General features: G+C 64.9%; 30 protein-coding genes. 19 read left to right on the top strand and 11 right to left on the bottom strand.

Going from position 1 to position 25,920, the window contains the following annotated elements; all coding sequences use genetic code 11:
- Positions 1 to 37: 37 nt before the first annotated feature.
- Together AB7008_RS31700 and AB7008_RS31695 are read left to right on the top strand one after the other, a co-directional pair.
- A complete protein-coding gene (locus tag AB7008_RS31700; RefSeq protein ID WP_248878520.1) occupies positions 38 to 559 on the top strand; it encodes an MOSC domain-containing protein in 522 nt (173 codons plus the stop codon).
- Positions 556 to 1,512, top strand: a complete 957-nt coding sequence (locus tag AB7008_RS31695; RefSeq protein WP_441260067.1) for a PDR/VanB family oxidoreductase — start codon at positions 556 to 558, stop codon at positions 1,510 to 1,512. The genes AB7008_RS31700 and AB7008_RS31695 overlap by 4 nt, the downstream gene beginning before the upstream one ends.
- A gap of 8 nt (positions 1,513 to 1,520) precedes the next feature.
- Here AB7008_RS31695 and AB7008_RS31690 read toward each other — a convergent pair whose 3' ends face one another.
- Together AB7008_RS31690 and yidD are read right to left on the bottom strand one after the other, a co-directional pair.
- A complete protein-coding gene (locus AB7008_RS31690; RefSeq protein ID WP_441260066.1) occupies positions 1,521 to 1,730 on the bottom strand; it encodes a hypothetical protein in 210 nt (69 codons plus the stop codon).
- Between the two features lie 101 nt (positions 1,731 to 1,831).
- Positions 1,832 to 2,170 carry a membrane protein insertion efficiency factor YidD gene (gene yidD / locus AB7008_RS31685; protein ID WP_441260065.1) on the bottom strand — a complete coding sequence of 113 codons (339 nt, stop codon included), beginning with the start codon at positions 2,168 to 2,170 and terminating at the stop codon, positions 1,832 to 1,834.
- Positions 2,171 to 2,418: 248 nt separating this feature from the next.
- On the opposite strand from yidD, the gene AB7008_RS31680 reads away from it, so the two are divergent.
- Positions 2,419 to 3,315 carry a hypothetical protein gene (locus tag AB7008_RS31680; protein WP_028154774.1) on the top strand — a complete coding sequence of 299 codons (897 nt, stop codon included), beginning with the start codon at positions 2,419 to 2,421 and terminating at the stop codon, positions 3,313 to 3,315.
- An 85-nt stretch (positions 3,316 to 3,400) separates the two neighbouring features.
- Here AB7008_RS31680 and AB7008_RS31675 read toward each other — a convergent pair whose 3' ends face one another.
- Positions 3,401 to 3,856, bottom strand: a complete 456-nt coding sequence (locus AB7008_RS31675; protein WP_028154775.1) for an iron-sulfur cluster assembly scaffold protein — start codon at positions 3,854 to 3,856, stop codon at positions 3,401 to 3,403.
- A 242-nt stretch (positions 3,857 to 4,098) separates the two neighbouring features.
- Here AB7008_RS31675 and folE point away from each other — a divergent pair, with 242 nt between their 5' ends.
- The 4 genes from folE (at position 4,099) to AB7008_RS31655 (ending at position 7,874) form a co-directional block, all read left to right on the top strand.
- Positions 4,099 to 4,791, top strand: a complete 693-nt coding sequence (folE, locus tag AB7008_RS31670; protein WP_028150233.1) for a GTP cyclohydrolase I FolE — start codon at positions 4,099 to 4,101, stop codon at positions 4,789 to 4,791.
- Positions 4,792 to 4,837: 46 nt separating this feature from the next.
- Positions 4,838 to 5,260, top strand: a complete 423-nt coding sequence (gene hisI / locus AB7008_RS31665; protein WP_304490322.1) for a phosphoribosyl-AMP cyclohydrolase — start codon at positions 4,838 to 4,840, stop codon at positions 5,258 to 5,260.
- A 225-nt stretch (positions 5,261 to 5,485) separates the two neighbouring features.
- Positions 5,486 to 6,496, top strand: coding sequence for a lytic transglycosylase domain-containing protein (locus AB7008_RS31660; RefSeq protein WP_441260064.1), 1,011 nt, complete (start codon positions 5,486 to 5,488; stop codon positions 6,494 to 6,496).
- 202 nt (positions 6,497 to 6,698) lie between these two features.
- A complete protein-coding gene (locus AB7008_RS31655; protein WP_441260063.1) occupies positions 6,699 to 7,874 on the top strand; it encodes a DUF2336 domain-containing protein in 1,176 nt (391 codons plus the stop codon).
- Positions 7,875 to 8,050: 176 nt separating this feature from the next.
- Here the strand turns inward: AB7008_RS31655 and AB7008_RS31650 are convergent, their stop codons facing one another.
- The 3 genes from AB7008_RS31650 to AB7008_RS31640 all read right to left on the bottom strand — a co-directional run bounded on the left by AB7008_RS31650 (position 8,051) and on the right by AB7008_RS31640 (position 10,073).
- Positions 8,051 to 8,629 carry an Hpt domain-containing protein gene (locus tag AB7008_RS31650; RefSeq protein ID WP_441260062.1) on the bottom strand — a complete coding sequence of 193 codons (579 nt, stop codon included), beginning with the start codon at positions 8,627 to 8,629 and terminating at the stop codon, positions 8,051 to 8,053.
- Between the two features lie 31 nt (positions 8,630 to 8,660).
- Positions 8,661 to 9,206, bottom strand: coding sequence for a response regulator (locus tag AB7008_RS31645; RefSeq protein ID WP_008549760.1), 546 nt, complete (start codon positions 9,204 to 9,206; stop codon positions 8,661 to 8,663).
- Between the two features lie 87 nt (positions 9,207 to 9,293).
- Positions 9,294 to 10,073, bottom strand: coding sequence for an NAD kinase (locus AB7008_RS31640; RefSeq protein ID WP_014494357.1), 780 nt, complete (start codon positions 10,071 to 10,073; stop codon positions 9,294 to 9,296).
- Between the two features lie 250 nt (positions 10,074 to 10,323).
- Here AB7008_RS31640 and AB7008_RS31635 point away from each other — a divergent pair, with 250 nt between their 5' ends.
- Positions 10,324 to 11,892 carry a S10 family peptidase gene (locus AB7008_RS31635; RefSeq protein WP_028154782.1) on the top strand — a complete coding sequence of 523 codons (1,569 nt, stop codon included), beginning with the start codon at positions 10,324 to 10,326 and terminating at the stop codon, positions 11,890 to 11,892.
- On the opposite strand, the gene AB7008_RS31630 is transcribed toward AB7008_RS31635, so the two are convergent.
- Positions 11,879 to 13,267: a serine hydrolase domain-containing protein gene (locus tag AB7008_RS31630; RefSeq protein ID WP_441260061.1), complete on the bottom strand. Its 1,389-nt coding sequence runs from the start codon at positions 13,265 to 13,267 to the stop codon at positions 11,879 to 11,881. The two genes, AB7008_RS31635 and AB7008_RS31630, sit on opposite strands and share 14 nt — an antisense overlap.
- A gap of 109 nt (positions 13,268 to 13,376) precedes the next feature.
- The gene (locus AB7008_RS31625; protein WP_028154784.1) at positions 13,377 to 13,919 is read right to left on the bottom strand and encodes a tetratricopeptide repeat protein; all 543 of its coding nucleotides are present in this window, start codon (positions 13,917 to 13,919) and stop codon (positions 13,377 to 13,379) included.
- Positions 13,920 to 14,170: 251 nt separating this feature from the next.
- Here AB7008_RS31625 and AB7008_RS31620 point away from each other — a divergent pair, with 251 nt between their 5' ends.
- From AB7008_RS31620 to AB7008_RS31605, 4 genes are all read left to right on the top strand, one after another.
- Positions 14,171 to 14,527: a His-rich protein BRANT gene (locus AB7008_RS31620; protein ID WP_441260060.1), complete on the top strand. Its 357-nt coding sequence runs from the start codon at positions 14,171 to 14,173 to the stop codon at positions 14,525 to 14,527.
- 212 nt (positions 14,528 to 14,739) lie between these two features.
- On the top strand, positions 14,740 to 15,174 hold the full coding sequence (locus AB7008_RS31615; protein ID WP_304490315.1) for a hypothetical protein: 435 nt from the start codon (positions 14,740 to 14,742) through the stop codon (positions 15,172 to 15,174).
- 287 nt (positions 15,175 to 15,461) lie between these two features.
- On the top strand, positions 15,462 to 16,169 hold the full coding sequence (locus AB7008_RS31610) for an outer membrane protein (protein WP_071917379.1): 708 nt from the start codon (positions 15,462 to 15,464) through the stop codon (positions 16,167 to 16,169).
- A 251-nt stretch (positions 16,170 to 16,420) separates the two neighbouring features.
- Positions 16,421 to 16,663, top strand: a complete 243-nt coding sequence (locus tag AB7008_RS31605; protein ID WP_028154787.1) for a DUF6719 family protein — start codon at positions 16,421 to 16,423, stop codon at positions 16,661 to 16,663.
- Positions 16,664 to 16,695: 32 nt separating this feature from the next.
- On the opposite strand, the gene AB7008_RS31600 is transcribed toward AB7008_RS31605, so the two are convergent.
- Positions 16,696 to 16,950: a hypothetical protein gene (locus tag AB7008_RS31600; RefSeq protein ID WP_028154788.1), complete on the bottom strand. Its 255-nt coding sequence runs from the start codon at positions 16,948 to 16,950 to the stop codon at positions 16,696 to 16,698.
- 296 nt (positions 16,951 to 17,246) lie between these two features.
- Positions 17,247 to 17,636 (bottom strand): hypothetical protein, encoded by a 390-nt coding sequence (locus AB7008_RS31595; protein WP_304490314.1) that lies wholly within the window; start codon positions 17,634 to 17,636, stop codon positions 17,247 to 17,249.
- A gap of 102 nt (positions 17,637 to 17,738) precedes the next feature.
- Between AB7008_RS31595 and AB7008_RS31590 the strand changes: the two genes are divergently transcribed.
- Positions 17,739 to 17,903 carry a hypothetical protein gene (locus AB7008_RS31590; protein WP_304490313.1) on the top strand — a complete coding sequence of 55 codons (165 nt, stop codon included), beginning with the start codon at positions 17,739 to 17,741 and terminating at the stop codon, positions 17,901 to 17,903.
- A 3-nt stretch (positions 17,904 to 17,906) separates the two neighbouring features.
- Here the strand turns inward: AB7008_RS31590 and AB7008_RS31585 are convergent, their stop codons facing one another.
- Positions 17,907 to 18,098 (bottom strand): hypothetical protein, encoded by a 192-nt coding sequence (locus tag AB7008_RS31585; protein ID WP_441260059.1) that lies wholly within the window; start codon positions 18,096 to 18,098, stop codon positions 17,907 to 17,909.
- Between the two features lie 244 nt (positions 18,099 to 18,342).
- Here AB7008_RS31585 and AB7008_RS31580 point away from each other — a divergent pair, with 244 nt between their 5' ends.
- From AB7008_RS31580 to AB7008_RS31555, 6 genes are all read left to right on the top strand, one after another.
- Positions 18,343 to 20,040 carry a methyl-accepting chemotaxis protein gene (locus AB7008_RS31580; RefSeq protein WP_041958445.1) on the top strand — a complete coding sequence of 566 codons (1,698 nt, stop codon included), beginning with the start codon at positions 18,343 to 18,345 and terminating at the stop codon, positions 20,038 to 20,040.
- A gap of 250 nt (positions 20,041 to 20,290) precedes the next feature.
- Entirely contained in the window at positions 20,291 to 21,010 is a 720-nt protein-coding gene (locus AB7008_RS31575) for a class I SAM-dependent methyltransferase (protein ID WP_441260058.1), read from the top strand.
- Positions 21,011 to 21,091: 81 nt separating this feature from the next.
- Positions 21,092 to 21,805, top strand: coding sequence for a class I SAM-dependent methyltransferase (locus AB7008_RS31570; RefSeq protein WP_304490311.1), 714 nt, complete (start codon positions 21,092 to 21,094; stop codon positions 21,803 to 21,805).
- Between the two features lie 98 nt (positions 21,806 to 21,903).
- Positions 21,904 to 23,736, top strand: a complete 1,833-nt coding sequence (locus AB7008_RS31565; protein WP_304490310.1) for an outer membrane protein assembly factor BamB family protein — start codon at positions 21,904 to 21,906, stop codon at positions 23,734 to 23,736.
- A 118-nt stretch (positions 23,737 to 23,854) separates the two neighbouring features.
- Positions 23,855 to 24,274 carry a GFA family protein gene (locus tag AB7008_RS31560; protein ID WP_248878510.1) on the top strand — a complete coding sequence of 140 codons (420 nt, stop codon included), beginning with the start codon at positions 23,855 to 23,857 and terminating at the stop codon, positions 24,272 to 24,274.
- A gap of 1,188 nt (positions 24,275 to 25,462) precedes the next feature.
- A complete protein-coding gene (locus tag AB7008_RS31555) occupies positions 25,463 to 25,834 on the top strand; it encodes a hypothetical protein (protein WP_441260057.1) in 372 nt (123 codons plus the stop codon).
- Positions 25,835 to 25,920 lie beyond the last annotated feature (86 nt).

Genomic DNA, 25,920 nt, shown 5'->3' with positions numbered 1-25,920 from the left:
CCGGCGGCGCGCCCTCGCTCCTCATGAGGACTTTGTCATGCTCGATATTATCAGTGCCGGTTCGGCGCACAGCGCAGCGCAGCTCGGCTGGACCGGCGTGGTGCGCTTCCTTCATCTTACCCCGCGCGCGTTCCTGCCGATGCGCGCCGTGGAGCAGCTTGCTCTCGTCGCCGGCCGGGGAATCGAAGGCGATCGCTACATGATCGGCAACGAAGAGGGCTTTTACTCGCACAAGCCGGAAGAAGGCCGTCAGGTCACCTTGTTCGAGCTCGAGACCCTGGTTGCGCTCAAGCGCGATGCCGGCATCGAGCTCGGCCCGGAAGAGCATCGGCGCAACGTCACCGTCGAGGGCGTGCCGTTGAATCACCTGGTCGGCCGCCGCTTCTGGCTGGGCGAGACCTTGCTCGAAGCGACCCGGCTGTCGGTACCGTGCCGACACATCGAGGAGATCACCGGCAAGGCGATCTTCGATCCCTTGATCAACCGCTCGGGCCTCAACTGCAGGATTCTGCAAGGCGGCGTCGTGAAGGTTGGCGACACCGTGCGGAACGCGGCATGAAGGCGCGCCCGATTACGACGGTCAAGACGGTTGTCGCCGGCATCGAGGAGGCAGGTCCAGGGATCAAGCTGTTCACCTTGGTCGATCCCGATCGTTGGGAGCTGCCGCCGTTCAAGCCCGGTGCGCATATCGATCTGCATCTGCCGAACGGTCTTGTGCGGACTTATTCACTTTGCAACGAGCCTGCCGACAACGCGCGCTATGTCATTGCGGTGAAGCGCGAGTCCGAGGGACGCGGCGGCTCGCGCGTGCTTCACGATGAGATCAGCATTGACGACGTCATCGGCGTCTCGTTGCCGCGTGGCGGGCTCGAGCCGGGGGCGGACATCGCGCGCCGTGTGTTCGTGGCGGGGGGCATCGGCGTGACGCCGTTCCTGTCGATGGCGCGGCACCTCGTGCAGACGGGCGATGGCGACTTTGTGCTGCATCTGATCGTGCGCGAAGAGATGCCGCTTGCGGCGCACCTCGCGCCGCTGATCGACGCAGGCCGTGTCGTCGTGCATCGCACGTCTCGCACGGGGCGTCCGGAATTGGCGTCGCTGGTCGGGGAGGCGGGAGCACAGACGCTCGTTGCCTGCTGCGGACCGGAAAGCATGATCGATGATTTCGAGCGGGTAACCGCGGCGTGGCCCGCGGCGAATGTGCATGTCGAGCGCTTCGTCGCGCCGCCACCGGTCATCGATCCCGACGCAAAACCTTTCACACTGTCGTTGGCGCGTACAGGGACCGAAATCCAGGTTCGCGCCGGCCAGACCATGCTGGCCGCCTTGCAGGAAGGGGGCGTCGACATCGCGACCTCGTGCTGCGGTGGCATCTGTGGTGCCTGTAAGGTCGGCTGGATCGAGGGCAAGCCAGTGCACCGCGACCGAATCCTGTCACCGTATGAGCGCGAGCGTTATCTCATGGTGTGTGTCGCAGGATCAGACGCGGATCGGCTGGTGCTCGATCTCTAACGTCCAGCCTACCAGTGCACGCTCTGGCTCGGCACGATGAAGGCCGTGGTGCTCGGCGCCGTGGCAAGGCTCGTCGCCAGATACCAGCCGGAGCCGACCACGAGCGCCAGCAGCGCGATAATGGCAATCATGTCGAGGGTTCTGGGATCGTGATGCCCTCTGGAGCCAGGATGTGAACCAGGCCTGAAGTGAAAATGAGGGCTGATTTTCCAGCGCATTCTTGTTTCCTCCCGTGGGAGCATCACAACAACGCGAGGGGGAAGTTCCGGTTCCATCCAAGGCAGCGATGCGCGAAGCGCCGCGGCGTTCCTGGTGATATTCAGGACGCGTTGACGCCGCGCCAGCGGCCGTAGCGCCAGGGCAGATACCAGCGCGCGCCTTGCGGTGCGGCGAGGGGCACGTTGTCGATCCCCGATGTGCCGAAAGGATTGCAGCGAAGCAGTCTCGCGAGCGTCATCCAGCCGCCGGCCCACAGCCCGAACCGTTCGATCGCCTCGTCGCCATAGACCGAGCAGGTCGGCAGGTGCCGGCAATTGTAGCCGACCAGCGGCGAGAGCGTGTGGCGGTAGAGCCAGATCAGTGCGCGGCCGAATCGGCGCGGGAGACGGAGCGCGCCCTCGAGGGGAGTGGAACAGTGCTCGCAGGCTGAATGCTTCATGGGCGCTGTGCTGCGATCGTGAGCGAGGTATTGCGCGGTTCCGGCGCATGGAACCGCAAGTTGTTGTTTCTGCGCCATATTTACCGTGCTTTTTGGGAGCAGTGCAGCAAGTACCTGTGGACGATCTGTATTCCCCCGGATACCATTTTTATGACGACCGTGTGTAGAAACATACGCCCGTATGATGGACTCAGAGGGCGCTACCGAGGACTGTTGCGGGACCTTTGGGGCTTGGGGAAGGAACCAGATTGAGACTTCTGAACTCCCTTGACCGTCGCGGCTGGTTGTTGCTTGGGGCCGCCGCACTTGGCGCCGCGCTCTTCGGAGCTGTCGCCACGACCGGCACAACGGCTCATGCCGGTGCCGCCCTCGAAGAGCGCAAGCTGCCGATGAAGTTCAACTGGGTCGCCTGCGACCCGAATTGCCGCGGCTGGGTCAGCGCGGTCGGCATCATCACCGCCGATACGCCGAGGGATTTCGAGGAGTTTTCGCGCGGACGCCAGCTTGGCGGCGCGACCGTGGTGCTCGACTCCAGCGGCGGTTCCGTCAACGACGCGATCACGCTCGGCCGGCGCTTCCGCAATCTTGGACTTTCGACCACCGTTGGCATCAGCGTTCAGAACCGCAGCGGGCAGTCGGCCCGTCCGACGGTTGCGTCAGAAGCCTATTGCGAATCGATGTGCGTGTTCCTGCTGCTGGCCGGCAAGAAGCGCTATGTGCCGGAAGCCGCTCATGTCCGGGTCCACCAGATCTGGATGGGCGATCGTGCCGACGATGCCAAGGCGGCGAGCTACAGCGCGCAGGACCTGATGATCGTGGAGCGCGACATCGGCCGGCTCGCCAAATACACCTTCGATATGGGCGGCGCCGGCGACCTGCTCTCGCTCGCGCTCAGCGTGCCGCCGTGGGAAGACCTGCACGAGCTGGATGCTGGCGAGCTGAAGCTCACCAATCTCGTGACCACCAACCTGGTGGCCGACGTGCTGCCGCATGTGGACGTCACGGCGCCCGCGGTGGCGGAACTTGCGCCGAAGACGCAGGCGAGGTTCGGCGCGGAAGCGGAACCGCAGCCCGTCAAGTCGACCAAGACGGCGGAGGCCGTGGTGCCGACCGGTGCGGCGCCAAGCGCGGGCTCGCAGAAGTGAGATTTCCCTAGTCGTCACCCCGGGGCGTCGCAAAGCGACGAAGCCGGAGTTCGCCCCGGCGCGCGCCGGAATGACCTCGACCAAATCAGTCCTGCGCCGTGGCCGGCTGCTTGGCTTTCGCCTCGATCTGGCCGATGGCATCGACCACGGCATCGAAGGTCAGGAGGGTCGAGGCGTGTCGCGCCTTGTAGTCGCGGACCGGCTCGAGGAATTTGATCTCTTCCCATTTGCCTTCAGGGGGCGCGCCGTTCTCCTTGAGCATCTTGCGAACGGTTTCGCGTAACTCGCGGAGTTCGCTCGCGGTCGAGCCGACGACGCGGCTTGCCATGATGGATGAAGAGGCCTGTCCGAGGGCACAGGCCTTTACGTCATGGGCGAAGTCGGTGACCTTGTCGCCCTCCATCTTGAGGTCGATCTTCACGGTCGAGCCGCACAATTTGGAGTGGGCGGTGGCGGTGGCGTCGGGGTCGGGCAGCCGTCCGAGGCGTGGAATATTCCCGGCCAGTTCGATGATCCGCTTGTTATAGATGTCGTTCAGCATGTGATGGAGTCCAACACTTCCGCACCGGATCGGCCTTGGCGGGCGCCGTCCACGGTCCTATATAGGGGCGGAACTGGCGGAAAAACAGTCCAGCGGTGCGGCCGCAGCGGTCCAGATCTGCGCTGCCGGCGTGATGACCCAAGGGCCTTTTTCGTCAAAACTGTTTCTCTTCAGGCGTCCGGCGGCTTGCCGCCCCGTCTGCCGGTGACACTCCGGCCGTGAGGCCGTCGAACGGAGTAGACATGGACGCTGCGATCAAATCCATACGCCCGGGCAAGCCCTCCGACCGCCAGCCCGAGAGCCGGCCGGCTGAGCTCGACCCTGCCGAATTCCTCGCGGCCGCCGTCCGCGCCGACCAGCCGCGCCCCGCGCGCGCAGAGGCGGAAGCGGCGGTGAAGACGCTGCTCGCCTATATCGGCGAGAACACCGCGCGCGAAGGCTTGCTCGACACGCCACGCCGTGTCGTCGAGGCCTTCGACGAGCTCTATCAGGGCTACCACCAGTGCCCGGCCGAGGTGCTCGACCGCACCTTCGGCGAGACGGCCGGCTATGACGACTTCGTGCTGGTGCGCGATATCGAGTTCACCTCGCAGTGCGAGCATCACATGATGCCGTTCTACGGCAAGGCGCACATCGCCTATACGCCGGTGGAACGCGTCGTCGGCCTGTCGAAGCTTGCGCGCCTGACCGACATCTTCGCCCGCAGGCTCCAGACCCAGGAGCACATGACGGCGCAGATCGCGGCGGCCATCGACGAGATCCTCAAGCCCCGCGGCGTGGCCGTGCTGATCGAGGCCGAGCATACCTGCATGTCGGTGCGCGGCGTTGCCAAGCATGGTGCCTCGACCTTCACCAGCCGCTTCACCGGCATGTTCCGCGACAATCCGGCGGAGCAAGCCCGCTTCCTGTCCCTGGTGCGAGGCACGACGCGCTGACCTCGCGAAGGTCTATGTCCGCGTCATGCTCCAAGCGAGGACGCCCGTGTCCGCTCACTCCCATGAGATCGAGGAAGGCTTCGTCTTCCTGCCCAAGTACGACTCCGCCGGCCTCGTGACCTGCGTGGCGACCGACGTCGCCACCGGTGACGTGCTCATGGTCGCACACATGAATGACGAGGCGCTGCGCAAGACGATTGCGACCGGCGAGGCCTGGTACTTCAGCCGATCGCGCAATGCCTTGTGGCGAAAAGGTGAGACGTCGGGGCAGACCCAGCGCGTGGTCGAGATCCGCACCGATTGCGACCAGGATGCGGTCTGGATCCGTGTCGAGCAAATCGGCGCGGCCTGCCACACCGGCCGCCGGTCCTGCTTCTACCGCAAGGTCGAGGCCGAGGGCGGCGGCGCCAAGCTGGTCTTCGTCGATGCGGACCGGTTGTTCGATCCGGGCGCCGTCTACAAGAAATAGCCCCTCTGTCATTCCGGGCGTGCGGAGCACGAGCCCGGAATCCATCGTGCGGCATCACGCGCGGGTGGATGGATTCCGGGCTCATCGCTTCGCGATGCCCCGGAATGACTCGGGGAGGGGCTGATCCCAAAATTAACCCCGCATTAACCATACCTGTCCCACGGTGAGACGACAGGCGCCGAATTGCCGGCGTCGCTCAACGCCGCACGGGGCGGGCACTCCATCATGTCGGTCGACAATTCCAGTGCCTCTCAGACGACGGGTCTCGATCCGTCGCGGGCACGCGTCGCCGGCGCGATCAAGCAGGTCTCCAACCGGACGGGCGTCAGCTTCCAGTACATGCTGACCACCGCCAAGATGGAATCGGATTTCGATCCGACGGCGGGAGCCACCACGTCGTCCGCGCACGGGCTCTTCCAGTTCATCGACCAGACCTGGCTGGGTACGGTGAAGGAGGCGGGCACCCAGCTCGGCTATGGCAATTATTCCGACGCCATCACCAGGACGTCGTCGGGCGGCTACGCGGTCGATGATCCCGCCATGAAGCGGTCGATCATGAAGCTGCGCGACGATCCGGAAGCCGCCTCCACCATGGCCGCAGCGCTGACGCAGTCGAACAGCTTCAAGCTGACCGGACTGCTCGGCCGCAGGCCGTCTGACAGCGAACTCTACATGGCGCATTTCATGGGTGTCGGCGGCGCCGCAAAGCTGATCGCCAATGCCGAGGACAATCCGCAGGCGGTCGGCGCACGGCTGTTTCCGAATGCGGCCTCCGCCAACCGATCGATCTTCTACGCCAGGGACGGCCGTGCGCGCAGCGTCTCCGAAGTCTATTCGGTGCTCGACGCGCGCTACGCCAGTGCGGCGAATTCGAAGACGACCCGCAGCGCGATGGCGATGTATGGCGACACGCCATCCACGACGCAGGTCGCAAGTGCCAACGGCGTGCAGCCCACCGCGCCTGTCATCGACAACGCCGCTTATCTGCAGACCTTTCCGGAGGCGCGCGGCGTGACGCCGGTGAGTGCGACCTCGTCGTCAACGATTGCAGACAACGCTCCGATCACACCCGCATTCCGCTCGATCTATCAGCCCGGCGATACCACGCAGCCGGTTTCGACCACGGTGCAGAAATTGTGGGGCAACAACGCCTCGATCGCGTCGGCGACGCCTGACGTGCGTCCGCCGCAACCGCTCGATCTCTTCAGCGATCGCAGCGGTACGTTCTCGAGCTGATCTCCGCTCTCGTGTCCCGGACGCGCTGCGGCGCGCAAGCGCTGCGTCCGGGGCAGGTGCGGCAGGCGGCTTTGTTCCCTTAACAAAACGTCAATAAAACCAGCCAGTTATGGTGAACGCTTTGTTAAGCGTCGTGGTTTATTTTGTGTTGCAGGTGACAAGCCGTCACCGCTTCGTCTTCGTTGCGTAAGCCGGAAGCACCATGATCGTTCGGCAGTTTATCAATTGGATCAGGACGGCGCCCGCCGGCGAGCGGGCCGAGGCGACGCGGGCATTGGCCCGGGCCTGGCTGATCTCAGACCTTTCCCATGACGACCGCATCGCCGCCGAAGGCGCGCTCCTGATGCTGCTCGATGATCCCTCGCCGCTGGTGCGGCAGGCGATGGCCGAAGCCTTTGCGCGCAGCACGGATGCGCCCGCATCGATCGTGCGGGCGCTGTCGGCGGACCAGCCGACCGTCGCGCTGCCCGTGCTCGAACATTCGCCGCTGCTGATCGACGCCGATCTCGTCGACATCGTCGCAACCGGCAATGACGAGGTGCAATGCGCAGTCGCTCGCCGCATCGCGCTTCCGGTCTCGGTCTGCGCCGCCATTGCCGAAGTCGGCTGCGCGGCGGCAGCCCTCGAGCTGATCGAGAATCCCCACGCCGAGCTTGCACCGTTCTCCTGGAATCGCATCGTCGAACGTCACGGCCATCTCGCCGCGATCCGCGAGGCGATGCTGGTGCTGGAGGATCTACCGTCGGCCACGCGTGCCGCGCTGGTGGCCAAACTTTCCGAAACCCTGGCGCAATTCGTCGTCGCGCGGAACTGGCTGAGCGCCGACCGTGCCGAGCGCGTGACGATAGAGGCGCGCGACCGCTCGACCATCAACATCGCGGCGCGCACGCGCGGCGACGACATGCAGGGCCTGGTGCAGCATTTGCGCGTCACCGGCCAGCTCACCGCGGGCCTGATCCTGCGCGCGCTGCTGTCGAGCAATCTCGATCTGTTCGACGCGGCGCTCGCCGAACTCGCCGACCTGCCGCTGGCACGCGTCTGCGCGCTGCTGCACGACCGTGGCGGCAACAGCCTGCACGCGCTGCTCCGCCGCGCCGGACTTCCCGAGGCGACCTTTGCGGCGTTCCAGGTCGCGCTCGATGCCTGCCACGAGCAAGGTTTTGTCGATACCGACGACGGCGCGGCGCGGCTGCGCCGGCGCATGGTCGAGCGCGTGCTCACCCATTGCGAAGCCGACCGCGGCGCGACCGAGCCGCTGATGGTCCTGCTCCGCCGCTTCGCCACGGAATCCGCGCGCGAAGAGGCACGGCTGTTCTGCGACGAACTCACCGCGGATGACGCGCTCGATCCGATCTATGATGATTTGATTGCGGCGTGACGAGGCGCCGTAGGGTGGGCAAAGGCGCGTAGCGCCGTACCCACCATTGATCCGCACAGCTTATATTGGTTGGTGGGCACGCTTCCGCCTTCGCTCTTCGAGCTACGGCGGACGAGTCGCTTTGCCCACCCTAAGGCACTTGCGCTCCCAATAACGAGAGGAGAGAGCGAGAGCCGCTAATCCGCCGGCACGATGCTCGGTGCCAAGATCACCTCGAGATGCTCGGGGCGATCGCGGTTGACGTGGGCGAGGTAGTCGTCGGCGACCTTGCGCAGGCGGCGGCTGAGCTCGGCGGAAACGCTGATGCTGTCGAGCTTGGTGTTCTCATGCACGATGGCGAGGATGGCGTTGATGTGGTGCGTGAACAGCTCGGCCGGCACCTTGTCGAGATCGGGCGCGTGCTCGATGACGCGGCACAGGCTCTCCGCTACTCCCGCCGCCGCCGGATAGCCGAACGTCGCAGCGTCGCCCTTGATGTCGTGCGCGGCGCGGAACAGCTCGTCGCGCCTGTCCTTGGTGAAGCCCTCATGGCGAACAGCGACGTAAGCGGCCGACAGACGATTGACCTCGGTGGTCATCCAGTCCTTGAACTCACTGGACAGACCTGCGAGCGCCTGCTCGGCGCGGGCGACCGGATCGTCCAGGTCCTTTTCCTCGACCCGGCGCAGAACCTTGCGCAGCGGATTGGGCTGCGTGATCACTTGGTGTGTGGCGAAGGCCGTGACCTCGATGTCCTTTGCGCCGTTCTTCGCCATGATGTCTGCCCCGATCGTGTGAGACGTCGCGCTAGATGGAGGATCGAGCCTTGTCGAGCAGCGAGGGTTGCTGGAGCACCTCGTGCTTTTCGCCGACGCGACGCTCGGGGCCCATATAGGCCGAGTTGGTGTTGCGGCGCCGGTCCGGACCGAAATAGGTCTTGGTCTTGATGAAGGGCCGGGGATTGGCGACGACGTTGAGGATACGCTGGTAGAGGCCCTTGGCGGAGATCGGCTTGGCCAGGAATTCGGTGACGCCGGCATCGCGCGCGACCGTGACACGGCGCTTCTCGGAATGACCGGTCAGCATGATGATCGGCGCGTAGGGATTGCCCTTGGATTCCGGCTGCCGGATCATCTGCGCGAGCTCGAGCCCGTCGAAGATCGGCATCGCCCAGTCGGTGATGACGATGTCGGGCACGTAATGGCTGTACATTTCCAGCGCGGTGGCGCCGTCCTCGGCCTCGTAAACCTCGCGCGCGCCGAAGGAGTGCAGCAACGTCCGCAGGATGCGGCGCATGTGCGGATTGTCGTCGCAGACGAGGAAGCGCAGCTTGTTGAAATCGATGCGGAACATGACGCCTGGGCCGGAGCGGTCAACTTTCGTTAACCATATCGCGGCGGGGGTTAACGAAGGGTTGCGATCGGCGGCCTGACGAGGCGCTCAGTAGCCGAACTGCTCGCGCAGGATGCGCTCTTCCAGGCTATGGCCGGGGTCGAACAGCATGCGCATCGAGATGGTCTTGTCGGACAGCACCTCGACGCGGCGGACATCGCGCACCTCGTCATGGTCGGCCACCGCCGCCACCGGCCGCTTGTCGCCCTCCAGCACCTCGATCACAACGTAAGCCGTATTGGGCAGGAGCGCGCCGCGCCAGCGGCGCGGGCGGAAGGCACTAATCGGCGTCAGCGCCAGCAGCGCGGCGTTGATCGGCAGGATCGGTCCCTGCGCGGACAGATTGTAGGCGGTGGAGCCGGCGGGCGTCGCCACCATGATGCCGTCGGCGATCAGCTCGGGCATACGCTCGCGCTCGTCGATCAGAATGCGCAGGCGCGCGGCCTGATAGGTCTGCCGGAACAGGGCGACCTCGTTGATGGCGTGATGCAGGTGGACGCGGTCGTTGACGTCGGTCGCGCGCATCAGGAGCGGGTTGATCTCGGATTCCTGCGCCGCCTCGAGACGGGCGCGAAGGTCGACCGTCGAGTACTCGTTCATCAGGAAGCCGACGGTGCCGCGGTGCATGCCATAGATCGGCTTTCCCGAGTGCATGTTCTGGTGCAGCGTCTGGAGCATCAATCCGTCGCCGCCAAGCGCGACCACGACATCGGCGTCTTTCGGGTCGCAATTGCCATAGTCCCGCGTGAGCTGGCCGAAGGCGGTTTGCGCCTCGCTGCTTGGGCTCGCGACAAAGGCGATCCGGTTGTATCGCGCTGGCTTGGTCATGGCTTCCGGGCAGGGCCGCTGGCTGGAGAAAGTTCCGCCGGGCTCGTCTATACGACCTGGGCCTCCATTGTCGAGAAGGACCGCTGTTCAAGGCAAACAGCGTCCATCCCCATTCAGGGCAAATCCGGGTCGATTTGTGCCCGCCCGGCTTCTTCAGGCGCCACGGGGCCGGCTATCCCCCAAACCGTCGCAATTTCGCGCTAGCCTTGCGATGCTCGCCGGCTCTCGCAGCCGGACAAGGAGAACGATCATGGTCATGCGTTTGCCGGCGCTCCGCCGCGCGGCCCTGGTGCTGGCGGTGTCGACTTTCGCGCTCGCGGGATTTGCCCGCGCGGACGATCCGCCGCAGCCACGCGCCGAGACGACGGCCCCAGCGGGACAGAAGGGTGGGCGCAGCGGCAACGCGCCAGGCGCGTCACAGGGCTCATCGTCCGCCGCCGAGCCGCATCGGCTTCCGTCGGATTCGACCACGAAGCAGACGCTCGATCTGCCGGGCCGTGCACTCGGCTTCACCGCGACGGCCGGCTCGATCCGCGTGTTCGACGGCAAGGGTGAGCCGCTCGCCGACATCGCCTATACGTCTTATGAGCTCGATGGTGCCGACCGTGCGACCCGCCCCGTGACGTTCCTGTTCAACGGCGGTCCCGGCGCGTCCTCGGCATGGCTCCAGTTCGGCGCTGCGGGGCCGTGGCGGCTGCCGCTTGATGGCGAGGCCCTGTCGCCGTCCGCCTCACCCGAGGTGAAGCCGAATGCGGAGACGTGGCTCGACTTCACCGATCTCGTCTTCATCGATCCCGTCAGCACCGGCTACAGCCGGTTCGTTGCCAGCGGCGAGGACGCGCGCAAGTCGTTCTACTCCGTCGACGGCGACGCCAATTCGATCGCGCTCGTGATCCGCCGCTGGCTGGAGAAGCACGACCGGCTGACCTCGCCGAAATATGTCGGCGGCGAAAGCTATGGCGGCATTCGCGGGCCGAAGGTCGTGCGCCAGTTGCAGCTCCAGCATGGCGTCGGCGTCAGGGGATTGATCCTGGTGTCGCCGCTCCTGGACTTCCGCGAGTTCACTGGCACCAGCCTCCTGCAATATGTCGCGACGCTGCCGAGCTATGTCGCGGTGGCGCGCGAAGCCAAGGGGCCGGTCAAGCGCGCCGATCTCGCCGACGTCGAGGCTTACGCGCGGGGCGAGTTCCTGGCTGACCTCGTCAAGGGCGAGGCGGACAAGGAGGCCACCAATCGCCTTGCCGACAAGGTCGCCGAGCTCACCGGGATCGACCAGGCCGTGAGTCGCCGGCTCGCCGGCCGTTTCGACGTCGGTGAATTCCGTCGCGAGTTCGACCGCAAGAACGGCAAGGTGACGGGACGCTACGACGCCTCGGTGCGAGGCTATGATCCCTATCCGGATTCGAGCAGCTCCCGGTTCGGCGATCCCTCGGGCGATCCGCTCCAGGCGCCGCTGACGAGTGCGGCGGTCGACGTTCTCACGCGCAAGCTCAACTGGCGGCCGGATGGCTCCTATGAAGTCCTCAACGGCGCCGTCGAGGGCAATTGGGATTTCGGCCGCGGCATCAACCCGCCGCAGTCGGTGTCGGAGCTGCGCCAGATCCTCGCCACCGACGGAAAGCTGAACGTGCTGGTCGCGCACGGCCTGTTCGATCTCGCCACGCCCTATTTCGGATCGAAGCGGGTGCTCGACCAGCTCCCGGCGTTCGCGACGCGGCGGGTCAAGTTCGTCGTCTATCCCGGCGGCCACATGTTCTATTCGCGCGACGGCTCGCGGCAGGCGTTTCGGAGCGAGGTGGAGGCTCTTATCCGAGAGTAGGCCGCCGCTTGCGCGGCGGATATCTCCGCGCGATCTCCCGCGCCACGACACGCTCCGGCTTGATGTTGGCGCCGGCGATCCAGATGTCGCTGACCTTGCCGCGCTTGTCGCGGACGCGGCGCACCGGCTCGCCGTGGCTGGAATAGCCGGCAGCCCAGGCGAGCTTGCCGGTGTCGCGGCCGGTGACCTCGATTTCGGCGGCATCCATGAACGGATTGATGAACTGCGGATTGGCGACCAGCACGCGGTTGCCCGCGGGGACGAGATCGGTTGCGCCCCAGATCGTCCACCACCGGCCGGTCCAGTCGCGCACGCGGCGGTCGGGTGCGCCGCGAGTCCTGAACACGCGCAGGATCTGCATCGCGCCGTCCATCCAGAACGGCGCCGCGCCGTCGATCGAGTTGCTGAGGATGCTGATCGCGAGCTCGCAAGTGGGGATGGAGCAGGTCCGGGAGATGTAACCCTGAAAATGGCCGCCATGGCCGAACCAGTCCCAGCCGTCGGTTTTTCCGGCGTTGATGCCAAGGCCGTAATAGGCCTCGAAACTCTGCGGGATGCGCCAGTGATGCCGGGTCATTTCGCGGCGGCTTGCGACCGAGAGCACGCTCTTCCTGGCGTTGGGCGCAAGCTGCGCGAAGAAGCGGGCCGTATCGCCGGCGGTGGCGGCGAAGCCCGTGGCGGACGCCATCGCGTGCGTCGGATTGTCGCCGGGGATCACGCAACGCTCGCCCAAGGGCACTTTTCGCGTATGGCCGCGCGCGAACGATGCGCCCTTCGGAAGCGGCGCATCCGGCTCAGTCTCGCGCAGGCCCGCGGGCTCGATGATCTCGCGCTTGATCCAGGCGGAGTAGGGCTCCTTCGACACGGCTTCGATGACGAGGCCGAGCAGGCCAAAGCCGTGATTGGAGTATTTGAAGCGCGTCCCAGGCTCGATCGCGGTCGGCAGCTTCAATTCCGCGAGCAACTCCCTGGCGTTGAGATAGGGACGGTTGTCGATGAACTGCCCGGAATCGGCGCCATCGCGCGTCAGCCCCGCGCTGTGCGAGAGCACCTGCGCAATTGTCGTCTCGGCGACGCGCGGATGCAGGCCGCCGACATGTTGGCCGACCGTGTCGTCGAGCCGCAGCTTGCGCTGGTCGCGCAGCTTCATGATGCCGGCGGCGGTAAAGCTCTTCGAATGCGAGGCGATGCGGCAGCGGTGGCGCGGGGTGAGTTTTTCGCCGGTGTCGAGATTGGCAACGCCAAAGGCGTGCTCGGCGACGATTTCGCCGCGATAGGCGAATGCGACGATGACGCCGGGCTGCTGGATTGTCGTCAGTTGGTATTCGATCCAGGAGCCGATGTAGTCGATCGCGGATCGCAGCCACGTATCCATTGCGCACCAATTTGCGAGGGGAGCACTTGATGCGAGAGGCTAACCGAGAAAGCAGAACGGGCACAACCCCGAGGTTGTGCCCGTTCGCTCAGTTCAAAGACGCGATGTCTCAGTAGACGAGCGTCGCGCCGGTCGGCTTGTCGAGCGCCGCGGCGAGCGAGCGATACTCGGAGCTGTCGGTGCCGGCGAGCGAGGCGATCTTGTTCAGGTGGTACTGCGCCTGTTCGCGGTTGCCCTGCTCAAGCTGCCAGAGGCCGTAATACTGCCAGGTGCGGACGTGGTTCGGATCGTCCTTCAGCGCGATCTCGTAATAGACCTTGGACGACTGGTAGTCGCCGAGCTTGCGATAGGAGTAGCCGATCAAATTGGCGACGTCGGCGACGTCGTCGCGCTTGAGCGACTTCAGCTGGTCGATCGCGCTCGTGTAGTCGTGACCGTCGTAGATCGTGGTGTAGGCGGTGCGATAGGCCGCGAGGAATTTGGGATCGCTGATGGAGGAGCTCTTCTTCTTCCCCTTCTTGGCCGAGCTGTCCGACTTCGGCGGCGGCGAGGGCTCGTCGCTGCCCGCGGCGTAGGCGCTGGTCAGCACCGGTCCGGCGACCAACGCCATCGAGACAAGCCCCGGTACCAGAAGCATGGAAAGTTTGCGCATCTATCTTCTCCCGTATGGAACGTGGCGATCCTACACGATTGCCCGAAGACCGGAACACCCAGCGGGTAAAAACATTCCCGCTTCGCACGATCTATTCGCCCCTCCGCAGATGACAAACTTGTCATCGAGATGAACAGAAGCCTGCGACGGGCTTCAGATTGGGTTCAGTGCACGCCGCCTAGGCTCCCACCCACGATCGAAGAGTAGGCGAGAGGGCGCCGCCTCAAGATCCTTCCAAGAGGAGACCAACCATGTTGAAGACCATTTCCGCAGCCTTGCTCGCCGCTTCCGTAATCGCAGCCCCGGCCTTCGCCGCCGAGGCCGGCAAGACCAGCACGACCGCGCCGGTGATCAAGGCGGACCAGAGCCAGACCAAGGTGTCGACCACCGCCGCGAAACCCGAGGCCGGCGTCAAGGCCGACACGAAGGCCGCCGACGTCAAGGTGGATACCAAGTCGAAGGCGATGAATGCCAATGCCGCGGTCACGCCCGACGAGCACAAGGTCGTGCGCACGCATCGCCACCACAACAAGCATCTGTCGGCCAAGAAGTCGCTGAAGGCGCAACCTGACGTGACCAAGCCGGCTGCCATCGACAAGCGCAGCTAACGACTGATCCGGCGCGGCGGCATCCCTGGCATTGCCCGCCGCCGCGTGCGGAATTCAGGCCCGGCCCGTCGTCTCGGCGTCAGCGCGAAAGCGCAGGCGCCGGCCGCGGGCCGGTGCGTCATTTGCGCAGCCTGCGAGCAGGAGCGAATTCCCTTCGTGCAACCTTGGAGCTAGAACATCCTCCGAGTCTGATCGAGCGGAGAGCATGGCCTGTGGGGCGGTTGGTGAAGCGTGCGGTGATCCTGGCGTTGGTTCTGGTCTTGCCGCTGGCGCTCGCGGCATGTTTCGGCAGCGACGGTGATCGTCCATCCCTGATGGGGGGGACCCAGGCGGGAGGGCCGCAGCCGTTCCCCGACAATTTTCGCAGTGACACGCTGGCCTTGATGCGCGCTTACCTCAACAATCCCGTCGGCGTGCGCGAGGCCACCATGGCCGATCCGGTGCTGCGCGAGATCGGCGGGCGGCAGTTCTACGTCGCCTGCCTGCACTTCACGCCACGCGAGACCGACGGCAGCTACAAGGGCATGCGCGAGCGAGCCGCCGTCTTCGTCAACGGGCGGGGCGACCGCATCGTCGATCGCGCCGGCGAGCTCTGCGCCGGTGCGGTTTACGCACCCTTTCCGGAACTGGAAAAGATGGCGCGGTAGCGCAAAGCCGACCTTCATCGGCAGGTGCTAGGACAGGGGCCGCCGGGGCCGCTGGATCACAATTTGGCGAGCTTTGAACGGGGCTGGCTTGCCTTGCGACAGATCGTTACAGCCCGCCTTGTGCAGACGACGAAAACGGTCGGTGCAAGCAGGTGTGACGGAACAAAATCGCGTTGTTGCCACCCCGTCACAGTTACAGACGATCAACGTTCCGGCATCACCGCGAAGCAACCTAATTCACGCCACGTTGTTTCCTGAGTGTCCAATTTGAAAGAACGGGGATGATCATGAAGACGATTTTGCTGGGCGCCGTTGCTCTGCTGGCGCTGGCTGCACCGGCCGCCGCGGCCGACATGCAGCCACGCACCTATACCAAGGCGCCCGCCTATACGCCGCCGCAGGTGATCTACAACTGGACCGGTTTCTACATCGGCGGCCATGTCGGCGGCGCGTTCGCCGGTGACAGCAGCTTCCAGTCGAGCGACGCCCGTTTCCTGGGCGGCGTGCAGGGCGGCTTCGATTACCAGTTCGCGCCCAATTGGGTGGTGGGCATCGAGGCCCAGTATTCCTGGCTGCCGACCAACAACAACGGTGTGACGTTCCCGCTGGGGACGCAGGTGACGTCGAACACCGACCAGCTCGGGTCGGTGACCGGCCGCATCGGCTACACCTGGGGACCGGCGCTGGTCTATGCCAAGGGCGGTTACGCCTGGCGTAATGGCGGCCTCGGCGTCAACGTCGCCGGCGTGGCGCAGCCCTTCACCGCCACTGGCAACAACAAGGACGGCTATACTGTCGGTGCCGGCCTCGAATACATGTTCGCACCGAGCTGGTCGGCCAAGGCCGAGTACCAGTACTACAACTTTGGCAGCACGACCTTCACCTCTGGTCCGGCCGACGTCGTCGGGGTCCGGGGCCGGGAGGACGAGCATACCGTCAAGGTCGGCGTGAACTACCGCTTCGGCTGGGGCGGACCGGCAGCCTCGCGCTACTGACGCCCAGCAGCGACCACGACCTGACAAGGGCCGGCTCACGCCGGCCTTTCGTTTGCCAGGCCCTTGCTTGCCGGCCTGTTGTTTGCTTTGCGTGAACCATCTGGCGCGTCATTTGCAAGCAAATGGTCTGGCGCGCGCGTTCTCATGCGCGTCATGGGACTGGCGTAAAGCAAAAATAATTTTTGCCGCCTACGGAACTCGCGCTCCGGAAGGCGTTATATGAGAATTACCGGGCTGGTGGGACGACGGACATGCGTATCTTTGTGTCGGCAGTAGTGCTCTCGTGCTTCATCGCCCTGCCTTGCGCTGCACAGACAATCCTCAAATCCGAGCCTCTGATGCTGGCACCCTATGAGGTGGCCTTCGTCAAGGACGCTTCCTGCCCATCCGGCAAGGTGCTGAAGGTAACAGGCGCGATCCGCGGGCTGCACCGTCGTAAGGCCTGCGTGGTGCTGGCGGGCGAGCAGGCCTCGCTGGCGACCGCGACCCCCTGAGAGATCCCTTCCTGGGATACCCTGGTCGAACCTCAGGAATTCAGCGCAAGCTCCATCCTCGACTGCAGTTCGGCCTCGGCCTTGTTTCTGGCGGGGTCCTCGCCTTGGGCGGCTCGGCAGGGCTTGATCTCGTAATCATTGTCCAGGACCCGACGCGGTCCGTGGCGCTGGTCGTCGGTGCTGACATCCACGACGAGGCCGCTTTGCTGAGCGAGCTGCCAGACGTCGGCCTCGCTGGGATAGGCCTTGCTGATTTGGGCGTCGTTGCAGAACAGGGCGTAGGGCATTCTTCCCGCTCCCGGAAAGCGCGTTAACGGCGTCACGGGGCAGGTGGTTCCGGGACGATCACGGGGGCGTGATCGGAGGAGCGGGCCCTGAGTCTTTAACGAGTCCTGAATCCCAAAAAAAAGAATCCCTGGGACTCATTTGCCGGAATCAGCGGATGTTTTCGGCCATGACGACCGACCTCAAGACCTGCTGCGGGCACATGCTGCTGCCACTGACGCTGGGATTGCTCAGCGCCTGTGCGGCCAATCTTTGGTTGGTTTGGTCCTGGCTGTAGGCGTCTGATCGACCGCCGGCCTTAGTCTTCGGCCGGCGGACGCAGGGAGGGGTCGCGAATGGCAGCGCGGAGCCTGGTCAGGGTCGCCGCGCAATACTCCTCCCGCTCACGCTCGAATCGCTCCTGATGCTTGCGGAAATTGGCGATGCGGGCCTGCATCTCGGAGCGGAAATCGCCGCTTGTCCGTGCTGGCGGGATGATGACGGGCGGGGCCTGCGGGATTTGCGGCGGCTTGATCTCGACCGCCAATGTCTCGACCGCCACGGTCTCGACGGTGACGGTCTCCACCGGCACGTCCGGTGCAGCGGTCGGTCTCTCCGGCGGACGGAAGTCGCCCTTCTTGCCGGTTACCGATTGGACGAAGGCCATTGTCTGCGCGATCAGTGCGTCGCGCTCGCTGATCCACTTCATGGTCCACCTCTGTTGGAGCCATTCCAGCAAAGCCCGCCGCCCGAATCAAGAAGGTGTCCGGCTGGGGATTGCATATTTTTCCCGCCCGCCCGACAGTGGGGAATGGACGTCAAGTCAGATCAGTCGGACGAAGCGCAGGGCCTGAGGCTGGTCCGTGCGTTCTTGGCGCTGCCGCCCGAAAAGCGGGCTGAGGTGATCGCGTTCGTCGAGGAATTGGCGCGGGCGCAAGGCCGGCCCGAGGCGGGCACGGAGGCATCTCCGACGTGAGCGCTATCGCTCGCGCGGATTGATGTTGGGCTCGAACGGCGCCCCCACCACCCGGACTGGTGTCGGAGCCGTAACGTCGATCGCCGCGCGTTCGGCGACCTGCGTTGCCGGAGCCGGCCCTGGTGCCAGCTCGAACAGCGCAACGGTGCCGGCTACGGCGACACAGCACAGCGTCACCATCGCCAGCAGAAACATGTTTCGGTTTTCTTCCTTGATCCGCATGGGCCGACAACGACCGACGCCGGCGACCGGTTCCGGCCGGCAATGTCCCGATCGCGCCCCCAAACGGGCAGAAGCTTACACGAGGCTTACGCTGACCCCCCGAATAGTTATTTTTCCGTAAGACTACTCGGCGGATTTGGCATCAAATCTTAACGTCCGCCGGTTCCAATGCCCGTTGCTGGGATTATGCGTCGGCAGAAGCATTGGGGCGGCTGTAATGAGCTTTTTGAACAATCTGAAAATCGTGTGGAAGGTCGCACTGATCGTGGCGGTGATGGGATGCGCCATGCTTGCCGTCGCCGGCTTCGCGGCGCGCGAGCTTTCCGCGACCGTCGACGGATTCGCCGAACTCTCCGCCTCGCAATCCTCCGCGCTCAACCTGACGCGCGCCCAGCGCCGCGCCGAGACCTATCATGCCGCGCTCTATGCGGTGTTCACCGAAGCGACGGAAGCGGGCAACGCTGGCCGTCTCAAGATCGCGAACCAGAACCGCAGCGAAATCGGCCAGTACCTCGATGCGGCCGTGCAGGACGACCCGTCGCGCGCCAGCCAGGTCAAGAGCATCGGGGACCAGCTGAAGGCCGCGTTCGCCAGCTGCGATCCGGTACTCCAGGCCGGCGCGCAGGCAAGCAGCGTGGAGGAGAATGCCAAGGCCGCCGAACGTGCGCACAAGGAGTGCGATCCGGTGCTGGACGCGGCCCTCGCACGCATCGTCCAGTTCGTGACCGAGTCCGCACAGGCGGTCAGCAAGCGCAAGGAAGCCATCAACCGCGACGCGAGGTCCGCGACCTGGACCGTGATCGGCGTCAGCGCCGGCGGCCTGATCGTCGGCATAGCGATCGCGCTGTTCATCGGCCTCAATGCGATGTCCCGGCCGATCGCCCGGCTCAAGCTCGCCATGGAGGGTCTCGCCCGCAACGATCTCAAGACCGAGGTGCCCGAGAAGGACCGGAGCGACGAGATCGGCGACATGGCAAGGACCGTCGAAGTCTTCAAGACCAACGCGCTCGAGGTCGAACGCCTCAAGGCTGCGCAGCTCGAGATCGAGAAGCAGGCTGCCGAGCAGCGCCGCCGTGACATGGTCAATCTGGCCGACGGCTTCGAACGTGCGGTCGGCGAGATCATCGAGACGGTGGGCTCGGCGTCAACCGAGCTCGAAGCGTCGTCCTCGACGCTGGCCACCACCGCGCAGCGCGCGCAGGAGCTGACCTCGGTGGTCGCCGTCGCTTCGGGTGAAGCCACCGGCAATGTGCAGTCGGTAGCGACCGCCACGGAGGAGCTGTCGTCCTCGGTCAACGAGATCAGCCGGCAGGTGCAGGAATCCGCGCGGATGGCGGGCGAGGCCGTCACCCAGGCGCGCACCACGACCGAGCGGGTCAGCGAGCTCTCGATCGCGGCGACGCGGATCGGCGATGTCGTCGAACTGATCAACACCATTGCCGGCCAGACCAACCTGCTGGCGCTGAACGCCACGATCGAGGCGGCACGTGCCGGCGAGGCCGGCCGCGGCTTCGCGGTCGTCGCCTCCGAGGTGAAGACGCTGGCCGAGCAGACCGCGAAGGCGACCGGCGAGATCAGCCAGCAGATTTCCGGCATCCAGACCGCGACCCAGGAATCCGTCAATGCGATCCGCGACATCTCCGCGACGATCGAGCGGCTATCGGAGGTGTCGTCCACCATTGCCGCGGCGGTCGAGGAGCAGGGCGCCGCGACCCAGGAGATCTCGCGCAACGTGCAGCAGGCCGCTCACGGCACCCAGCAGGTCTCCACCAACATCACCGACGTGCAGCGCGGCGCGGCCGAGACCGGCTCGGCGTCCTCGCAGGTGCTTTCGACCGCCAAGATGCTGGCGACCGACAGCAACCGGCTGAAGGACGAAGTCGGAAAATTCTTGCGGACCGTGCGCGCGGCGTAAGTGTGTGCGGCAGCGCTCGTCCGCCGCGCTCACCGCGCCTAATGCGGAAGCAAAAGGCCGAGCGCGAACACCAACAGCATGGCCGTCATGACGACGGCCGTCACGGCGCCGGCAACGATTTTGGCCTTCTCTTTGCTGGTGGTGGGGCGCATCGGATGCGCAAACTACCTGATGTTGAACTCTGATCCAATCCGTGGTCAGTAGCCGCGCAGCGCGACGCGCGGCCAACACCATTCCCAAAGGTCGGCCCATGAACGAGGACGTCAGCGACGGCTGGGCCGCGTCCGCGGTCGCCTGGATCGTCGAGCAGGGGGAAGACGGTGACTACGGCCGCCGCTTCGTCCTGGACGCGCCGATGCGGGCGCGGATCGAAGGACGCGGCTTTCGCAATGCGCTCGACGTCGGCTGCGGGGAGGGGCGCTTCTGCCGCATCATGCAGCGCGCCGGCATCCGCACCACTGGCCTCGATCCTACCGAAGCGTTGCTTGCGCGCGCCAGGGAGCTGGACCCCACCGGCAACTATCGGCTCGGCCGCGCGGAGACGATGGAGCTCAGTGCGGAATTCGACCTGGTCGTCAGCTATCTCAGCCTGATCGACGTGCCCGACCTCGGCGCAGCCATAGCGAGGATGGTGGCGGCGCTGCGGCCGGGCGGCACGCTGCTGATCGCCAACCTGACCAGCTTCAGCACCGCTGGCCAGCCCGACGGCTGGACGCGGGACGGCGAGGGTATCCCGCGATTTTCGATCGACCATTACATGGAGGAGCGGGCGATCTGGGTGAGCTGGCGCGGCATCCGGATCCAGAACTGGCATCGTCCGCTCGGCACCTACATGACGCTGTTGCTCGATCACGGCCTTCAGCTTCGTCTGTTCGTCGAGCCGGAGCCCGCAGGCGGCGATCCCGAGAGGAATGCCGTTCATCGCCGCGTGCCCTACTTCCACATCATGGAGTGGCAGAAGCCCGCCTGAGGGAAGTGATCGGCGATTTCGCAGGCGACGTTGCGGCTGTATAGTGGGCCCGCGACGGAATCTTGACGCGAGTCCTGTCCGATGATCCCCAATCGTCCACCCGTCCTCGCCCATGAGCGCTTCGTTGCGGACCGCGAGAACTTTGACGGCCTCGATCTCGCCGCGCGGTTCGAGCGGATCGAGCGGACCAACCTGTGGGGCGCGGCCACATCCGTCTCGGGCCTCGGCTCGGAGGACCCGGCGACCGCCGCGCTCCGGGAGGAGCTTCCTCCGCTGCTGCAACGACTGGGCGCACGCTCGCTGCTCGATGCGCCCTGCGGCGATGCCGGCTGGATCGGCCGCATCAAGCTCGGCCTCGACTACACCGGCATCGACATCGTGCCGTCGCTGATCGAGACCAATCGCCGGCGTGTGGCCGGCGGCGAGTTGTCCGGCCGGTTTCTCGTTGCCGACATCACGCGCGATGCGCTGCCGCGCGCGGATGTCATCCTGTGCCGGGACTGCCTGGTTCATTTGAGCTTCGACAACATCGCCCGCTCCGTTGCCCGCTTTGCCGAGAGCGGCGCGGGCTTCCTGCTGGTCACGACATTTTCCGAATGGGATGCAAATCGCGATTGCGCGGATGGCGATTGGCGCGCGCTGAACATGGAGAAGGCACCATTCAACTGGCCGTCGCCGCGCGCGCTGATCAACGAGCGTTGCGAGGAGGGTGGCGGCGGCTGGCGCGACAAGAGCCTTGCCCTATGGCGTCTGGATGAACTGCCCGATCGTATCCGCATGGCCACGGCGATGTGACGGACGCAGGCGGAACGTCCATTGCGTCCGCGATCGCACTGGAGATACACTTCAGGTTGTGTGATGCGATCTTTGCTTGACGATACCCGGAGAACGCCATGAGGCCGAGTTTTGTCGTAGCGGCTCTGTTGATCTGGTGCTCCGCGCCGGCACTGGCGCAACAGGATGGCGCCGCGCTCTACGCAACCCACTGCGCGCAATGTCACGATGCCGGCGATGCCCAGAACCGCGCACCCGCGCGCGGCGCCATGCAGGCGATGTCGTTCGATCACGTGCTGGGGACGCTGACCTCCGGCAGCATGGCCGCGATGGCGAAGGAGCGCAGCGACGACGAGCGTCGCGCGATTGCCGCTTTCGTCACCGGCAAGGCCGCGATCAACAGCGCGTCCGACGGGCAGGGCCGCTGCACGCAGCAGATCAGCGGCTTTCCGCAGCCGCTCGACGGTCCACGCTGGAACGGCTGGGGCGTCGATCTCAACAACAGCCGCTTCCAGCCGGCCGACATGGCGGGGCTGACCGCGGCGCAGGTGCCGCGCCTGCGGCTGAAATGGGCCTACGCGTTTCCCGGCGCCTCGGTGTCCTTTGCGCCGCCGACGATCATGGGCGGCCTGCTGTTCATCGGCGGCACCGACCGCAAGGTGCACGCGCTCGACGCGCGAACCGGCTGCACGCTGTGGACGTTCGCGATCGATGCGGCGGTGCGCGCCGCGATCACGGTCGCACCACTTCCCGGCTCCGATCAGTTTGCGATCTTCTTCGGTGATTTGCGCGCCAACGCCTATGCCGTGAACGCGCTGACCGGGGCGTTGATCTGGAAGACGAAGGTCGAGGAGCATCCGGCCGCGCGCATCACCGGCGCACCGGTGCTGCATTCCGGCGTGCTCTACGTGCCGGTGTCCTCGCTCGAGGAAGCCGCCGGCTCGCAAGCCTCTTACGAATGCTGCACCTTCCGCGGCAGCGTGGTGGCGCTGGACGCCGCGACCGGCAAACCGCTGTGGCAAGCCTATACGATCCCGGAAGTGCCGCATCCGACCGACAAGAACGCGAAGGGCGTGCAGCTCTTCGGGCCGTCCGGTGCCGCGATCTGGTCGGCGCCGACGATCGATGTGAAGCGCGGCGCGATCTATGTCGCGACCAGCAATTCCTATTCGAATCCGCCATCCGCGACGAGCGACGCCATTCTCGCCTTTGATCTTGCGACGGGAAAGCTGCTCTGGAGCCAGCAGGCCACGCCGAAGGACGCTTATGTCGTGGCATGCTACGGCGTTGACAAGACCAATTGTCCCGAGGATCACGGACCCGACCACGATTTCGGCCAGTCACCGATCCTGGTGACCCTGCGCGATGGCAGGCGCGTTCTGGCCATCGCACAGAAATCCGGCGTCGTGCACGGGCTCGATCCCGACGACGCTGGCAAGATCCTGTGGCAGACGCGGATCGGGAAGGGCGGTGCGCTCGGCGGCAGCGAATGGGGCTCGGCGGCCGATCAGGACCGCATCTATGTCGCGAACTCCGACGTGCGTTTCCTGCGTGATGGCACCAGACGTCTCGACTCCACGCAAGGCGGCGGCCTGTTCGGGCTCGATCTCGCCAGCGGGACAGTCGTGATGGAGGTGCCTCCGGTCGCCTGCGGCGACCGTCTCCAATGCAGCCCCGCGCTGTCGGCGGCGGTGAGCCTGATCCCCGGCGTCGTGTTCTCCGGCAGCGTCAGCGGCTTCCTGCGTGCCTATGCCAGCGACGGCAAGCTGCTCTGGGAGTTCGACACCGCGCAGGATTACAAGTCCGTCAACGGCGTCCCCGCCCATGGCGGCGCGATCGACGGTCCCGGACCGGTCATCGCCGGCGGCATGCTCTACACCAATTCCGGCTACGGCCAATGGAGCGGCGTCGCCGGCAACGTGCTGCTGGCGTTCGAGGTGGGGACGGAGTGAGCGCAACACGGAGTCCGCTGCGCTGCGTCCGCGACCCGGCTTGTGGTTGCCCTCATCGGCGACGGAGGTGAGTGGCGCTGCACTTTCAATTTGCACTCGGCAATGGGAGGCAAATTCGATGATCGAGGCCAGATGCAGTTGCGGCGCTGTTTCACTCTCGCTGCCGGGACCGACCAAGCTGGTCGCAGCCTGTCATTGCATCGACTGCCAGCGGCGAACCGGGGCACCGTTCGGTGTCGGTGCGTTCTACCCGGTCGAAGCCGTCACGATCTCCGGCGCGCCGAAGGGGTACGTTCGCGCCGCCGCAAGCGGGGGCGAGGTCCGCTTCTATTTTTGCTCCGATTGCGGCTCGACGGTCTATTGGAAGGCCGACAATCTGCCGGCGATGATCGGCGTTGCCGTCGGCGCCATTGCGGACCCGGATTTTCCGGCTCCCGTCAGATCGGTCTTCGAGCAGTCGAAACATGCCTGGGTCGAGATCGGCGGCTCGGGTGTCGAGCACTTCGAACAGAGCGGCTCGCGGAAGAGTTCAGGCTGACGAAGATTTTATGCGAGCCATCGCCCGCACCGCAGCCGGTGTTCGGTCAGGGACGCTGCCGGATACTTGCGCTGGACGGCGCTCCAATCGTTGGTATCGGTTCACCGGGAGCAAGGTCGAGCGGCGGGTGAGGCCTTGCGAGTCCGACCGTTCCGGGAGGTGCGTCGTTGCTGGCCGTACGGGTATTGACGCGCTCTAACGTGACCGTCGAGGCAACTACAATGGCGATGGCCAAGGCGACAGCGGATAGGGCTAAGGCTGCTCGATCATTCGGGTCCATCGCTAGACCTCCGCGAGACGGCTCTATAGTGCGAGGATAACGCCGAACCGATGATTTGGTTCGGTGGTCGCCGCTGGGTGGGGAGCCGTGGCGATTGACAGGCGCTTTGATCTGCGGTCGCGAAGGGCGGAGGAAGCACTGCCGCCCGGTGGGGGCCGAGCGCGTCGCTGCCACCGAATCTACAATTTATCGATTTCATACCCATAGGGCGGGCGGCGTGGGGTCTAAGGTTTGCCGCCAGCTACCTCGTCGCTGCCCTGGGAAGGTTCGCACCAAAAAAGGATTAAGTGTTTTCCTATTGTGCGTGATGAAGTCGTATCGCCGACGGCCGCTGGAATAGCCGGCAATAGGAGACTCTCGAAAATGCTGAAAGGACTGATGCTGCTAGCCATCGCATCGTTTCTGCAAATAGGGAGGAACTCATGCGGAGCTATGTCATCGGCGCCGTGCTCGCGCTCGTGGGGCTGTGGTTCGTCTCTATCCGCGCGCTGATGCTGAGCTGTGGGGACGCTAGGTTCTTAGTTCCGGTTCCGCAATGAAGCTCAGTTTAGGCTTGCCACATCGGCCACCTTGCCGCGCGGTGAAAAACCGCGCGACGATGAGTAGCATTGCTTTTTTGATCGCCCAGTTCGTTCTTCTTGGAGAGCAGATCTTGTCGATCGTGGATGCGCTCTCGCGAGAGGCCAGCACATGATTGAGCTTTGGAACAACTGGTACGGGACCTTGGCCTCTGTCGAGGCGCTGGCAGCCGTCGTCGTTATTGCCGTGGTGACCGCTGGCATTCTTACGCTAGTTGAGAGTCAGCGGCATAGGACAAAACATTGATGGGGAGACGTAAACGATCAGCTAGACCAGAGTAGTTCAACAGGTGAGTGGCGCTAAAAAATGCTCCTATGCAGGAGGATCAAATGATCCTTTCTCGTGCAAGTTGGACAAACGTGAATGCTTCTTGGCGGCAAGCATTTTGCACATGCGCGGTGTTGGGCATACTGGTCGCAGCTCCCGCATTCTTGATGATACTCCTGCTGGATTCCCAGCTCGTCCTACCAGCGCTCAGTATTCTATTTTTCTCAGACGCGATGATCACTGCGGTCTTGGCTTGGGCAAAGTCGGGAAATGCGACATTAGAAAATGTAACGCTATGGGATGTTGCCGGGGCATTGACCATGTTGGGTTGTGCCGCAGCGATTCTTGGCGAACCAGATCAAGTGGCACTGCTTTTCGAGCAACCGGTCAGACTACATTCGGACGCGGCTCTAGGCGATAGCGCTAGCCCCTGATAACCGGCGGCGTTAGGCCCCCGTTTCTTGGTGGCAGGTATCGGTCAACCGATCCGATAGACGTATGCGATCTCGCTTGCAGCTGC

The organism is Bradyrhizobium sp. 521_C7_N1_3 (assembly GCF_052075975.1).
Lineage (GTDB): Bacteria > Pseudomonadota > Alphaproteobacteria > Rhizobiales > Xanthobacteraceae > Bradyrhizobium > Bradyrhizobium japonicum.
This window is presented reverse-complemented; position numbering and strand designations above follow the sequence as displayed.